The organism is Aquipseudomonas ullengensis (genome assembly GCF_014174475.1).
In the GTDB taxonomy this organism is placed as follows: domain Bacteria; phylum Pseudomonadota; class Gammaproteobacteria; order Pseudomonadales; family Pseudomonadaceae; genus Aquipseudomonas; species Aquipseudomonas ullengensis.
On the sequence record NZ_JACJUD010000002.1, the window covers coordinates 33,890 to 48,268 of the forward strand.

The following is a 14,379-nucleotide window of genomic DNA, read 5'->3' on the forward strand; positions in this document are numbered from 1 at the left end:
CCTAACTACGCGGCGTCGAGTTGCCGAACGGACTCAACCGCTTTGCGGCTGACTGTAGCTGTTGCTGAAAGCTGCGGGCGGTTTGGGTGGATTCTGCTTCAGTTTCGTCGCTTGAGGTCGGTTGCTCTCCCAGCATGTCCTGGAGGCCGCTGGCGAACAGCGACGGATCGCTGAGCAGGCCATCGGCGGTCAGGTCGACACGGCTCTGCCGGCCGAGGATCCAGGCAAGATCCAGCGAGCTTTGGAAGCTGCTTTGATCGACGCTTTGGCCGACGAACTGGCCGGGTACTGCAGGCAGCAGGCGCTGCATGAAGGGGCTCTGCATTTCGACCGGCAGGGTCATGCGCAGGTCGCTGCCATCCGATCCCCAGGACAGCGCCTGGTCCAGATTGCTGTTGTTCTGCACCACCGGGGTGACGAAGATCGCCGGGTCGAAGTTCAGGTCAACGCTGTTTTGTGCCGGCGTGGAGTGTTGATAGGGCCGCCAGCCGCCTTGCCCGTCGATGTCTGTGTCATCGGGTGGTGGTACGTAGGGTGCGGCGATGTCCAGGTCGATCACCAGTTCGGCCTGGTCGGTGGCGCCGGCCAGGTCTTGCATGGTGTAGGTGAAGACGTCCTGCAGCACCTGGCCGAGGCCAGCGGCCGCCAGGACTTCGGAGTTGGTCAGGTCGATGGTGTAGGTGTAGCTGCCATCGTCATTGATGACCAGGGTGCCGTAACGCCCGACCAGGGTTTGGCCGATGCTGCCGGTAGTGCCGCTGGCGCCTTCCGCTCCGGTGCGAATACCCACCACCTGGAAGCGCTCACCGCTGTCCACGTCGCCGTCGTTGGGCAGTACGTTACCAGTGGCCTGCGGTGCGCGAGTCTGGTCGCTGGCCACATTGCTGTCGTTCTGCGCCACCGGGTTGTCGTTGGCACCCTGGATCAGCACGTTGAGCTGCGCCGTGGACTCGGCACCGGTGGTGTCGCGCATGCGGTAGGTGAACACTTCGCGCAGGGTCTGCCCGGCGGTGCGCAGCGCTTGAACCACGGGATCATTGTTGTTCAGCACGTATTGGTAACTGCCGTCGGCATTCAGCGTCAGGCTGCCGTAGCGGCCCTGCAACACCTGGCCGGCGCCAGCACTGTTGCCCAGCTCGCTGCTGGCGCCGAGCACCTGCTGGGTCTCGCCATTGGCCACGCTGTCGACATCGGTGTCGTTGCCTAGCACGTTGCCGACTGGGTTGGTTCCCGGGGTGCCGTTGCCGATGCCGCCAGCCTCTACGGCGGTGGCGTTGTCGTCGACCGCGATCGGCGTGTCGTTGCGACCGTCGATGGTGATCACCAGTTCGGCCAGGTCAGTGGCTCCCCATAGTGTTTCCTCTACCGTGTAAGTGAAGGTGTCTGTCAGGGTTTGGCCGCTGGTACGCAGGGCTTGAACGGCGGGCAGGTCATTGTCCAGTACATAGGTCCAGCTGCCATTGGCATTCAGCGTCAGGTCGCCGTACAGGCCACGCAGGGCAGTACCTGGAGTGCCAGCGGTGCCGCTACCGGACTCGCCGCCGGTACGCACGGCCGCGACGATCAGGATGTCATCTTCTATGTCTGTGTCGTTGCCCAGCACGTTGCCGGAGGGGTTGCTGCCCGGCGTAGCATTGTTTAGGCCGCTGGCTTCGATGGCGCTGCCCTGATCGTTGCCGGCCACTGGTGCGGAGTCCTGCCCGCGAATGAATACAGTTAGTTGGGCGACGTCGGTCAGGCCGCCGAGGTCTCTGACTTCATAGGTGAATACTTCAGTGCGGAGCTCCTCTGGGCCGAGCGCCTGCAGGGTCGCGTTGTTGGGGTCGACGGCGAAGCTGTAGCTGCCGTCAGCGTTGAGGGTCAGGCTGCCATAGCCGTTGGCGCCGAGCAGGGCTACGCCGATGGCGCCTGCCGTGCCGCTGCCTGCTTCGGCCCCGGTGCGGATACCGCTGACGCTGAGCACATCACCCTGGTCGATGTCGCTGTCGGCGAGGAAGAAGCGCGCATCGGTGAGCACGTTGCCGCTGGGGTCAAGCCCAGTGCCGCCGGGGTTGGCAGCCACGCCATAGGCCAGGTTGTTGTAGGCCACCGGCGCATCCCAGGCGCCCTGGATGGTGACGTTGAGCTGGGCGTTGTCGGTCAGCCCGGCAGTGTCGCGCATGCGGTAGGTGAAGGTGTCGCTCAGCGATTGGCCCTGGCGCAGCTGCTGGACGGCCAGCAGGTTGTTATCCACGACGTACTGGTAGTTGCCGTTGGCATGGATGGTCAGGGTGCCGTACTGGCCCTGGATCACCTGACTGCCGCTGATGCTGGTGAAGGTGCCGCCGGCCCCCTCGCTGCCGGTGCGAATGCCATTGATGGTCTTGCTGTCGCCAGCGTCGACGTCGGTATCGTTATTTAGCAGGTTGGCAAAGCTGCCGGGGTTGCCGATGGAGTCGGGGTCGACGCCCGGCGTGCCGTTAGCGGTGCCACCTTTTTCCTGGGCCACGATGGTGTCGTTGCCGGCCACTGGCGCATCGTTCTGGCCGGAAATCACCACCATCAGTTGCGCGGTGCTGGTGCCGCCGCGGGCATCTCTTACCGTGTAGCTGAAGGTCTCGTTGAGCTGGTTGCCGCTCAGTCGCAGGGCCTGCACGGCGGGCAGGCTGTTGTTGACGACGTAGGTGTAGCTGCCGTTGGCGTTCAGGGTCAGGGTGCCGTAGCTGCCTGTCAGGCCTACGCCGACACTGCCGCCGCTGATGGCGCTGACGCTCAGGGCGTCGCCATCCGGGTCGCTGTCGTTGCTCAGTACGTTGCCGCTCGGGTTGACCCCGGCAGTCTGGTTGTTGACGCCGCCGGCCTCGACCGCCTGGGCGGTGTCGTTGGTTACCACCGGTGCATCGTTGACGCCGCTGATGGTGATGGTCAGCTGGGCAAGGTCAGTCAGGTTGGCCGTGTCGACGATGCGATAGGTGAACACCTCGTTGATCGTCGAGCCCGGTGGCAAGGCGCGAATGGTGGCGTTGTTGCTGTCGACGTCGTAGCTGTAGCTGCCGTCCGGGTTGATGGTCAGGCTGCCATAGAGACCGGGGATTGTCGTGGTACCGCTGACGCTGGTGAGGCTGCCGCCTGCAGTCTCGATGCCCTGGCGGATGCCGTTGACCTGTAGCTTGGTGTTGGCCGGATTGTCGATGGTATCGACGTCGCTGTCGGTGCCGGGGCTGTCGGTGATGACGTTGCCGGTGGCCGGCACTTCAGGAATGCTCAGGGCTACCGAGCCGGCCTGTGCCGTGTCGCTGTCGTTGCGGGCAATGGGGTTGTCCTGGTTGCCCTGGAGGGTGATGGTCAGCGCTGCCAGGCCGCTGAGGCCACCGGCATCGGTCACCGTATAGGAGAAGGTTTCGGTCAGCGTATCGCCGATGGCCAGGGCCTGCACGGTGGCGTTGTTGTTGTCGATGACGTAGCGGTAGCTGCCGTCGGCACCGATGCGCAGGGTGCCGTAGAGCCCGGCGATCGAGGTGCCGGTGGCGCTGGTAGTGCCGGTATTGACGGGCACTGTCGGGCCTGCAACGCCTTCGAGAATGGCGCGCACGCCGGACACATGCTTGGTTTCACCATTGGCCACGCTGTCGACGTCGGTGTCGTTGGGCAGCACATTGCCGGTGGCATCGGAACCACCGGAGCCGTTGGCCACGCCGCCGGCCTCGACCGCAGTGCCGACGTTGTCGACACCCACGGGGGTGTCGTTGGCGCCGCGGATGGTCACGCTGAGCGTGGCGATGGAGTTGGCAGTGTTGCTCGGATTACCGCTGTCGGTGATCTCGTAGCTGAAGCTCTCGCTCAAGGTCTGGCCGCTTAGGCGCAGGGCCTGCACCAGGGCATTGCTGTTATCCACCACGTATTCGTAGCGGCCGGTGGCGTTGATCTTCAGGGTGCCGTACAGGCCGACTATCTCGTACTGGGTGCCGTCATCGACCAGTGCCTGGATCACATCGTCGCCGCTGCCGGCGCCTTTCAGGGCCGTTATCGAGACGACACTGAGGACATCGCCATTGGTGGCGATATCGACGTCGGTGTCGTTGCTCAGCACTGAGCCGCGCGGGTCGACGCCCAGGCTGGTGTTGTTGGCGCCGCCGGCTTCGGTGGCCAGGGCGCTGTCGTTGACCGCCACTGGTGCATCGTTCACCGGGGCCAGCACTATGGCCACGGTATCCAGGTCGGTGAGGGCGTCCTGGCTGGTTTCGCCGGGGGTGCCGTCGCCGTCCTTGTCGCCGAAGTTGCCCTGGTCGTTGGTCAGCACCGTCAGGGTGTCGTTGCCGTTGTAGTTGAGGCTGCCCAGGTAGCGCAGGTTGGCCAGGGCGCTGTTGAGGTTGGCCAGGGTGCCGGTGAGCACCATCTGCGCCGAGTTGGCGCCGCCTACCGTCACCCCGGCCGGGGTGCTGGACAGCGACAGGGTGCCGTGCAGCACGCTGAGGGTAACGGTGAGGGTGCGGCTGGCGCTGTTCGGGTCACGGTTGGCATCTACGTCGGCGACGCTGATGCCGGTGATGCTCAGTGGCGTGTCTTCCGAGCCGCTCTGGGTTCCGGGTACGGTATTGATCGGCGCGTCGTTCTGCTCGACATAGCCAGCGTTGGCGTTCTGTTGCACGCCTTCGCCGAGGGTGACCACGATCTGGCCGAGGGTGCTGCCGTCGCTGTCGATGCGGATGCGCAGGTCGCCGACCGGCTGCGTGTAGTTGATGGTGCCGGTAGGCGTGTCGATGCGGTAGAGGCCCGAGGGCAGCACGCCGAAGCTGTACTGCCCACTGGCGTTGGTAGTGGTGGTGAAGGTGGCATTGTTGCCGGTGGTGCCGAAGTCGTTGTCAGTACCGGCCCAGGTCAGGGTCACGGTCTGTCCGTCCAGGCCGGTGCCATCGGGCGTGGTGCTGGTGGTGGCGCTGGCGGTGTCGTTCCACAGGGTGCCGGCGATGATGCCCAAGCCCGCTGCAGAGCTGAGCACATAGTCGTTCACGCCGCCGCTGCCGGTACGTTCGCCGGTGGCGCCGCCATCCGCGCCGACGCTACTGCCGCCCCAGGCCGTGAAGTCCTCGGGCAGGCTCGACCAGCGCAGGGTCGCCGTACCGTTGGCCTGGGCGACCAGGGCGCTATTGGGCACGGTGACCTCATAGACCACCTTGACTTGGGTGCCGACGTCCAGCTGATCGAAATTAACGGTGAGGCTGCCGCTGGTGCTGAAACTGATGCCATCGGCGGGCAGGTCACCAACCAGGTAGGTCGTGCTGCCAACGGTGATGCTGGTCAGGCTGTAGGCGGAGCCGCCTGTGAAGCCGTCGGTCAGCACCGCGTCATAGGCTGGCAGGCCGCCATTCTGGGTGAATACTACTTCCACCGTGGCCGTTCCGGTGCTGCCACCCGGATTGGGGTCGAAGGTGGTGACCGTCTTGTCCATGCCGGTGAAACTCGGCTCGACGATATCCTGATACAAGGTCGCGCTGGTGCTGATCTGGGTGGCGCCATTGCCGACGAAGTCTCGTGCCGTGACCGCCAGATGGTCGCCGGCCTGGTTGGAAGCCTGGTTGCTGACCCTGACGTTGAACTCCAGTGCCAGGCCCTCGAGGTTGTTGTCGTTGCTGTCGGTAGTGTCCAGGTTGCCAAAGCTGAAAGTGACCGTGCGGCCATCGGCGGAAACCGAGATCAGGCTGGAATTGAGCACGGCAGTCAGCGGGTTGGCTAGGTTCGGCTCGATGGGGCCGGCCTGAGGCGTATCCTGGTCGCCGGTGATGGTTGGGTCGCCGCTGCTGACCAGTGAGCCGCCGAGGCTGCTGGTCAAGCCGGTATTGGAAATCAGGCCGATCAGCACGTTATTCAGGTTGGCCGGGATGAACTCCAGGCCATCGGCCAGGGTGATCTGAATCTGGTAACCGCTACGGCCACCCTCGGGAACGTTGGCCACGACCCGATAACGCACGATTTCGCCAATGCTGACCGTTTCGTTGATGCCATTGGTGGGGTTGGCTGCCGGGGTATCGTCGAGGCCACCGACCCGCGAGATCCGGAAACCTGTGGAGGCAGGAATAATCAGGCTGGCGCTGCTGCGGTAATCGTTAAGGCTACCGCCATTCAGCGGGCCATCGACACCGGTGCGCTCGCCAGCGGGATTTGCGGTACCACCGGCGTTGCCGTCCAGGCTGGTCCACTGTGCAGTAGCGATATTGGTGAAAATGGCCGCGTTGTTGGCGGTAGCGTTTACCGTGCCGCGTACCGTCAGCACGATGCTATCGCCCGTGCCGATATCGATATTGGCTCCACTGACGCTGCGCAGTACGTACTGGCTGCCGACCAGGGCGATTTCGAAGTCGGCGCCGCCATTGTTGGTAGCGTCGCCGTTGTAAACCTTACCGACCAGGGTCAGCCCATTCAGCTGCGTGGGCAGGTTGTCGAGCAGGGTGATGTCGAAGGCGTCGTAGCCGCTGCTATTGGTCAGGGTAATGGTGAAGTCGATCACCGCGCCGAGGTCGAAGCCGACGAGAGGCGGAACGGTCAACAGTTGCTGGGTAACGCTCAGCACCGGCTCGCGCACGGTGATGGTTGGTGTGCCGTTGCTGTCCACGGTGCGGTCGATTGCTGTGCTGCCATTGACGGTATTGCCGTCCGGGTCGCTGTAGATCAACTGCGCATCGTTAGTGCGGGCGACGCCCTCCTGGTTGCCTGCCACGTTGTTGGCGATCAGGTGTACGCGGATGGTGAAGCTGTTGTTGCCGGTATTGTTGTCGGCCGTGGCGCCAGCGGCACTGAAGGTGAAGCGCGCATCGACGCCGTCAGCACCCAGGGTGCCACCAACCCCGGTCATGCCGGAGAAAGTGACGCTACCGGCGAAACCGGTGGTGATCAGTTGGTAACCGGCACCGCTGGCGAAGCTGGTGTCCAAGCGCATGCCGGGGGGAATCAGGTCGTCGATACGCAGGCTCTGGGTGCTGCCCTCGGGCAGGGTCACCACGATGTCGTAGAGCATGCCTTCGCCGACCACCAGGTTGGCACCGGTGGTGTGGCTGGCACTGGAGTCGCCGTCGTCCAGGCTGCCGCCGGCGAAGCCCTGGGTAATCGTGGGTGCGGCGACCTGCTGGCCGGCGGTATCGGAGAGCGGGGCGCCGGATATGAAGTTGTCGCCGCCCTCGGCGCTGGCGTAGTTGAGCAGACTGGCACTGCTCTGCAAGGTGCGGCTGGCGGCGATGCTGTTGCTGACGGTGACGTCGTAGGTGATCACCACCAGGTTGGCGCCGCTGGTGTCGGCCGCTGTGCCGGGGCGTCCGGCGAGCAGGCCACCGGTGCCGGCACCGTCGATGAAGGTAATGGTGCTGCCGCTGACGCTGTAGTCGCTACCCGCTTGCAGAAGCGTGCCGTCGCCGCGGTAGATCTGCAGGTTGGCATTGGCCAGGCTGCCGCCAACGAAGGACAGACCGGTGGGCAGGGTAACGCTGGTGCGGACGTCGAAAGCCGCGCCGCCACCACTGTTCTCGATGGCAGTGGCCAGGCGCAGGGTATCGCCGCCGTCGATGCCGGTGACGTTGCCGTTGACCGCGGTGATGGCGGTGACGCTGCCGCTGAACGGTGGTACGCCGCTACTGCCGGGTGCGCCCCAGGTGCCGCTGGTGCCGCTGACCGTGCCATTGCTGCTGGAGACCACACCGTGGCTAATGCTCAGCACCGGTTCGGCAATGGAGGCGATCACCGCGACATCGCTGGAGTTGAAGACGGTCTTGCCCTCCAGGGTAGTGGTCTGGCTGGACTCGGCGAGCACATCGAACTCGCGGCCATCGGCGAACGGTTGGTCGCCGACGAGCATGGTGAACTCGATCTCGATGCGGCTGCCAGTGGTGATGTTGTTGGCCTTGACGTAGCTGCCGAGGTCGAACACCACCGAGTTGCCGGGGCCATTGCTAACGGAGATGGTGCCGTCGGCGTTGGTGTTGCCAGCGCCGAGCACCCACTGGCCGACGTTGGCTTCGCCGCCACTGCCGAGCTGCCAGCTGATGCCGCTGACATCGAACAGCGGCAGCGGCAGGTAGGCGGTCAGCTTGAGGTTCTCGTAGTCGCCGGTGACCAGGTCGTAGCTGAGGCGGAAGGTCACTTCGTCGCCGGGCTTGAGCTCGACGCCAGGCGCCGGGGCGCCGCCGTCGTTGAGGTCGGCCAGGACGATGTCGATCTGGCTCTTCGGTACGCTGCTGACTGTGCTGGAGGTATCGCTCTCATTGCTGCCGGTGAGGTTGATGTAGTCCTCGAGGACAGTGGCGGTGACCGTGGCGTTGTTGCTCAGCTTGTCGCCTTCGTTTATCTCGCTGTGCGGGCTGCCGGCCGGCGGGGCGTAGCTCTGGCCGACCACCGCCAGGTAGCTGATCACTGCCGTGGTGGCGCCCTCGAGGTCGCTGTCGAAGGCCAGGTCGCCGTTCAGCCAGCCGCGGTCGCCGAAGGCGTCGAGCAACGACTGGCCGATGTCGAAGGTGCGGGTGACGCTGCCGTCTGCGTTGTTCACCGTCGACGACACGATCAGGGTAATGGTCTGCGGCCCGCCGCCATTGAAGTTCACCGTCAGGGTAGGGGTGCCCTGCAGGGTCTGGCCATCGCTGAGGGTGTCGGTAACGGTGAACTGGCCCTGCTCCAGGAAGCTCTTGCCGAAGGCGAAGTAATCGGAAATGGCAATGTTCAGGTCGTATTTCAGGGTATCGCCGGGGGTCAGGCCGGTGGTGCCGAGGTCGGTCTGGATGGTCACCTGTTTGATCAGGGTGATGGACTTGGCAACGAAGCTGGTGCTGGCGCCGGTGCCGCTGACATCGATCTCGGTGGCCGGCGCGGTGACGTCCCGGCTATCGAGGGGGACCCATTCGCCGGTGGCGCTGGGGCCGCCGAAGGTGATGGTGACATCGTCGCCGCTGACGGGGTTGATCACGGGCTTGCCGTCCAGATCGGTGTCCGGCACGAAGAAGGTGACATTGGTAGTGGTGGCAGCGCTCAGGGTCGCATAGGTGACGGTGAACGAACTGATGTACAGGTCATTGCTCAGGTCGGCATCGTTGTTCAGCGCCAGCGCCGCAGCTATTACCACCGGGTCGGTACTGGTGCGGCCGTCGTACAGCGTCATGGAGGTGATGACGCCGCCGCTGCCGGGGGTGATGCCGGTGACGATGACATTGCCCGGAATCGGCTGGGTAACCACCACGTCGGTCAGGGTCTGACCTGCGGCCGGTGTGACGGTGGCCTGCAGGGTGCGCTCGAAGTTGGGGCCGGTGGCGGTCTCGCCTTCCGGGGTAATCACGGTCTGCGCGAAGGTCAGTACGGTGGGGCGAACCACGAAGCTTTTGCTGCCGGACTCGACCAGGCTGGGGTCGCTGGCCGGGTTGTTCAGCGAGTCGTTGCCGTACTGGAAGCCGCTGCGTGCACGAATGGTCAGCTCTGGTGTGCCGTTGGAGAAACTGGTGTCGGCCAGGTTGCTGAGTTTGGCGGTGATCTGGATGCCGATCAGCGGTTGGCCGTCGGTCACGCTGGCGAAGGGCAATGCCAATACCACCAACTGATCGCCGGCACGCATGCCATAGGTGGCGGCATTGATGATCAGGGGGTTGCCGCTGGCATCCACCGCCAGCGGGTGGGTGGCCTGGCCATTGCTGTCGAAGGTGATGACCTGGGCCGTCAGGGTCTGCCCGAGGTACTGGGCAGAGACGAAGGTGATGCCGTCGTCCGTAGCGCTGCCGGCACCGTCCTTGCCGGTGGCAGGCAGGAACAGGTCGATGAAGGGGGCATAGCCAGCCTGGCTGGAGGTGTTGTCGAAGTTCACCGTGAAGGTGAAGTTTCCGCCCAACAGTACCTGCGCGCTGGTGGCCGGCAGGCTGGTGGTGGGGGCGGCGTTGGCCAGCAAATCGTCATAGCCGCTCAGCGCGGCGCTGCTGAGGGCGATGCCCTTGTCGATATCGCCGCTGCGGACTTCCAGATTCCAGTCACCGCCGGCGGCGCGTGCGCCGGTATCGTCATTGGAGGCAGCCACGTCGGCGCCGGTCCAGCGTGCCAGTTCTCCTACGAGTGTCTGTCCTGCCTCTCCGGCACCGACCTTGCAGCCATAGAGCTGGATGTCGGCGCCCTCGCTGAGGTTGTCGCTCCATTGCTGCAGGGCGTGGCCGAACTGACCGATGTTGTCGCTGGAGAGGGTGGTTTTGCCGAGGGTGAACTGACCGGCGGCGCCGTGGGAGAGAATCTGGATCGAGTCGACCTGGCCCAACGTCTCCAGAGCCTGCTCGATGGCGGCAATGCCATCCTGGCCTTGCTCGATCACCAGGGCCTGCACGCCTGGCGGCAGTTGCTGGGTCAGCTGCTCGCGGTTCTCTACGCGGCTGTCGATCACCAGCAGGTGACGCGGAGCACTCTGCGCGGGTGTGGCCGCCGTTTCCACAGGCGTGGCATGGGCATCCTGGATGGGATGATCGGCGCCACTGTTGTGCTGCTGCTCGGTGGCCACCGCTGCGGCGCCGTCGAACAGAATGCGTGGCTCCAAGGCCAAGTAATGACTTTGCGGCCTCAGAGAGTCCCGGTTTTTCTGGAGGATATTCGCCATTACTAAAGACTCCCTTCCGAGGACTATTAAGCCTTGAAATATAGACCCACTTTTCCTTGTGCGAGTCTAGTTTCAGCGCTTTAGCTGGCGCTTGGCAATGGATTTTCCTCTCTGCGTGTCGGGTGGGCGGGTATCGGTAATTCTCCCTAGGCGGTCTGCGTCGTGATGAAAAACAGCTCTCAGCTATGACGCGTCAGGCGGCCCGAACGATGAGTGGATAGATGGCCTTGTGCCGCATCATCCTGCAATTAACGCAGCTGCCGTGCTCCCGTCGGCGCGGTGAGGAGGGCTGGAAAAGAAAAACCCCTTGAGGCGGCTGCCATCAAGGGGTTTCGTGTCCAGCGAGATCCGTCAGGACCTCTCTTACGCTTAGACGTTGAAGCGGAAGTGCATCACGTCGCCGTCCTTGACGATGTAGTCCTTGCCTTCCAGGCGCCATTTGCCGGCTTCTTTGGTGCCGGCTTCGCCCTTGTACTGGATGAAGTCGTTGTAGGCGATGACTTCGGCGCGGATAAAGCCTTTTTCGAAGTCGGTGTGGATCACGCCCGCTGCTTGCGGGGCGGTGGCACCGACTTTGACGGTCCAGGCACGGACTTCTTCGACGCCGGCGGTGAAGTAGGTCTGCAGGTGAAGCATTTCGTAGCCGGCGCGAATCACGCGGTTCAGGCCGGGTTCTTCGAGGCCCAGGGCTTCGAGGAACATGTCTTTCTCTTCGCCGTCGTCGAGCTCGGCGATTTCCGCTTCGATCTTGTTGCACACCGGCACCACGATCGCGCCTTCTTCGTCGGCAATCGCGCGTACGACGTCGAGCAGCGGGTTGTTGTCGAAGCCGTCTTCGGCGACGTTGGCGATGTACATCACCGGCTTGGTGGTGAGCAAGTGGAAGCCACGGATCACCGATTTCTCGTCGGTGCTCATGTTCTTCATCAGGCTGCGCGCCGGCTTGCCTTCGCTGAAGTGAGCGATCAGTTGCTCCAGCAGGCCTTTCTGCACGACGGCGTCTTTGTCGCCGCCTTTGGCGTTACGGGTGACTTTCTGCAGTTGCTTCTCGCAGCTATCGAGGTCAGCGAAGATCAGCTCCAGGTCGATGATCTCGATGTCGCGCTTGGGGTCGACGCTGTTGGCGACGTGAATCACGTTGTCGTCTTCGAAGCAGCGCACGACGTGGGCGATGGCGTCGGTTTCGCGGATGTTGGCCAGGAACTTGTTGCCCAGGCCTTCACCTTTCGACGCGCCGGCTACCAGGCCGGCGATGTCGACGAATTCCATGGTGGTCGGCAGGATGCGCTTGGGGTTGACGATGGCCGCCAGGGCCGCAAGACGCGGGTCGGGCATCGGCACGATGCCGCTGTTCGGCTCGATGGTGCAGAACGGGAAGTTCTCCGCCGCAATACCGGATTTGGTGAGGGCGTTGAACAGGGTGGACTTGCCGACGTTGGGCAGGCCGACGATGCCGCAGTTGAATCCCATGATGTGTCCCTCGCGCGATATGGCGGTGAAGAGTTAAAGGGTGGCTTTCTGGCTGTGCAGCTTGTGCATCGCTTTGCTCCATTCGCCGGCGAGTATTTCGGGCAGTACGCCGAGGGCGAAATCGATGCTGGTGTCCAGCAGGTCCTGTTCGCTGCGCGGGGCGCGGCCGAGGACAAAGTTGGAGACCATGCTGCTGTGCCCGGGATGGCCGATGCCAAGCCGCAGGCGGTGGAAATTGTTCTGATTGCCGAGCTGGGCAATGATGTCGCGTAGCCCGTTATGTCCGCCGTGCCCGCCGCCCTGTTTGAGCTTGGCGACGCCGGGGGGCATGTCGAGTTCGTCGTGGGCCACCAGAATGGCGTCCGGAGTGATCCGGAAGAAATTCGCCAGTGCCGCTACGGACTGACCGCTGCGGTTCATGAAGGTGGTGGGGATCAACAGACGAACATCGCGGCCCTGATGGCTGAACTTGCCCACCAGGCCAAAATACTTTTTGTCGAGGCTCAGGCTGACGCGTTCGCGGTCGGCCAGGCGCTCAACAAAAAGGGCCCCTGCGTTATGCCGGGTCTGGTCGTATTCTGGGCCTGGATTACCCAGGCCGACGATCAGTTGCACGGCAGTCACGACAGAGGCCCTTCCTTTAAGGCGTGCTGAGTATCAATTACTCGGCAGCGCCTTCTTCTTTCGCCACGCGGGACGCGTGGATGTTGGCTACGGCCAGGTCGTTGCCGTGGGCCAGGGCCACCAGCTCGACGCCTTTCGGCAGTTGCAGGTCGGACAGGTGAACGATCTGACCGACTTCAACTTTGGCCATGTCGACGTTGATGAATTCCGGCAGGTCTTGCGGCTGGCAGGAAACTTCAACTTCAACGATGGTGTGGGACACTTCGCCACCTTGCTGCTTCACGCCAACCGAGGATTCCTGGTTGATGAAGTGCAGGGGAACGTGGGCGCTCAGCTTCTGGCCGGCAACAACGCGAACGAAGTCAGCGTGCAGCACGAAGCCTTTGGCCGGGTGACGTTGCAGGGCCTTGATCAGAACGTTTTCGGCAGTGCCGGCAACGTTCAGGGTCAGCACGTGGCTGAAGGCAGCTTCGTTTTCCAGCAGCTTGGCCAGGTCTTTGGCCAGCAGGCTGATGGATTGCGGGGCTTTGTCACCACCGTAGATTACGGCCGGAACCAGGCTGGCGATACGACGCAGGCGGCGGCTCGCACCTTTCCCCAGGTCGGAACGCGCGTCGGCATTCAGGGCAAATTCAGTCATTTCACTTCTCCAAAATAACCAAACCGCCAGCTGCGCTTGCGACCAGCGTGCGGGCGGTTGGGCAAAAAGCCCCGCACGCGGCGGGGCACTAGTCGTCAGTCAATGTTTCGCTTAGCGGAACATCGCGCTGATCGATTCTTCATTGCTGATGCGACGCATCGCTTCAGCCACAACTGCAGCCATATCCAGTTGACGGATACGCGGGCAGGCTTGCGCCGCAGCGGACAGCGGGATGGTGTTGGTCACCACCAGTGCGTCCAGCACGGAGTTTTCGATGTTTTCGATGGCGCGGCCCGACAGCACCGGGTGGGTGGAGTAGGCGTAGACCTTGGCGGCGCCGTGCTCTTTCAGCGCCTTGGCGGCGTGGCAGAGGGTGCCGGCGGTGTCGACCATGTCGTCCACCAGTACGCAGGTGCGGCCGTCCACATCACCGATGATATGCATCACTTCGGAGTGGTTGGCTTTCTCGCGGCGCTTGTCGATGATCGCCAGGTCAACACCCAGGGACTTGGCCACGGCGCGTGCACGCACTACGCCGCCGATGTCCGGGGAGACGATCATCAGGTTGTCGAAACGCTGGCTTTCGATGTCATCCACCAGAACCGGGGAGCCGTAGATGTTATCTACCGGGATATCGAAGAAGCCCTGAATTTGGTCAGCGTGCAGGTCGACGGTGAGCACGCGGTCGATACCGACCACGGTCAGCATGTCGGCTACTACCTTGGCGCTGATGGCCACGCGAGCGGAGCGCGGGCGGCGATCCTGGCGGGCATAGCCAAAGTAGGGAATGACTGCAGTGATACGAGAAGCCGAGGAGCGGCGGAAGGCGTCAGCCATCACTACCAGTTCCATCAGGTTGTCGTTGGTGGGTGCACAGGTCGGCTGAATGATGAAGACGTCTTTACCGCGAACGTTTTCATTGATTTCAGCACTGATTTCGCCGTCGGAGAATTTGCCTACGGAGGCATCACCGAGAGGAATGTGCAGTTGGCGCACGATGCGACGCGCCAGGTCGGGGTTGGCATTCCCCGTGAAGACCATCATCTTGGACACGCGCAGTACCTGC

The 14,379-nt window shown here is 63.5% G+C and carries 5 protein-coding genes; all 5 read right to left on the bottom strand.

The window, feature by feature from the left end; translation table 11 throughout:
• Window position 1: 1 nt before the first annotated feature.
• The 5 genes from H3H51_RS05660 to H3H51_RS05680 all read right to left on the bottom strand — a co-directional run bounded on the left by H3H51_RS05660 (window position 2) and on the right by H3H51_RS05680 (window position 14,366).
• Window positions 2-10,579 carry a VCBS domain-containing protein gene (locus H3H51_RS05660; protein WP_183088076.1) on the bottom strand — a complete coding sequence of 3,526 codons (10,578 nt, stop codon included), beginning with the start codon at window positions 10,577-10,579 and terminating at the stop codon, window positions 2-4.
• 369 nt (window positions 10,580-10,948) lie between these two features.
• Entirely contained in the window at window positions 10,949-12,049 is a 1,101-nt protein-coding gene (gene ychF, locus H3H51_RS05665) for a redox-regulated ATPase YchF (protein WP_183088077.1), read from the bottom strand.
• A 33-nt stretch (window positions 12,050-12,082) separates the two neighbouring features.
• On the bottom strand, window positions 12,083-12,673 hold the full coding sequence (pth, locus tag H3H51_RS05670) for an aminoacyl-tRNA hydrolase (protein ID WP_183088078.1): 591 nt from the start codon (window positions 12,671-12,673) through the stop codon (window positions 12,083-12,085).
• A gap of 37 nt (window positions 12,674-12,710) precedes the next feature.
• Complete coding sequence (locus tag H3H51_RS05675; RefSeq protein WP_183088079.1) at window positions 12,711-13,313, bottom strand: 50S ribosomal protein L25/general stress protein Ctc; 603 nt, start codon at window positions 13,311-13,313, stop codon at window positions 12,711-12,713.
• 111 nt (window positions 13,314-13,424) lie between these two features.
• A complete protein-coding gene (locus H3H51_RS05680; protein ID WP_183088080.1) occupies window positions 13,425-14,366 on the bottom strand; it encodes a ribose-phosphate pyrophosphokinase in 942 nt (313 codons plus the stop codon).
• Window positions 14,367-14,379: the final 13 nt, after the last annotated feature.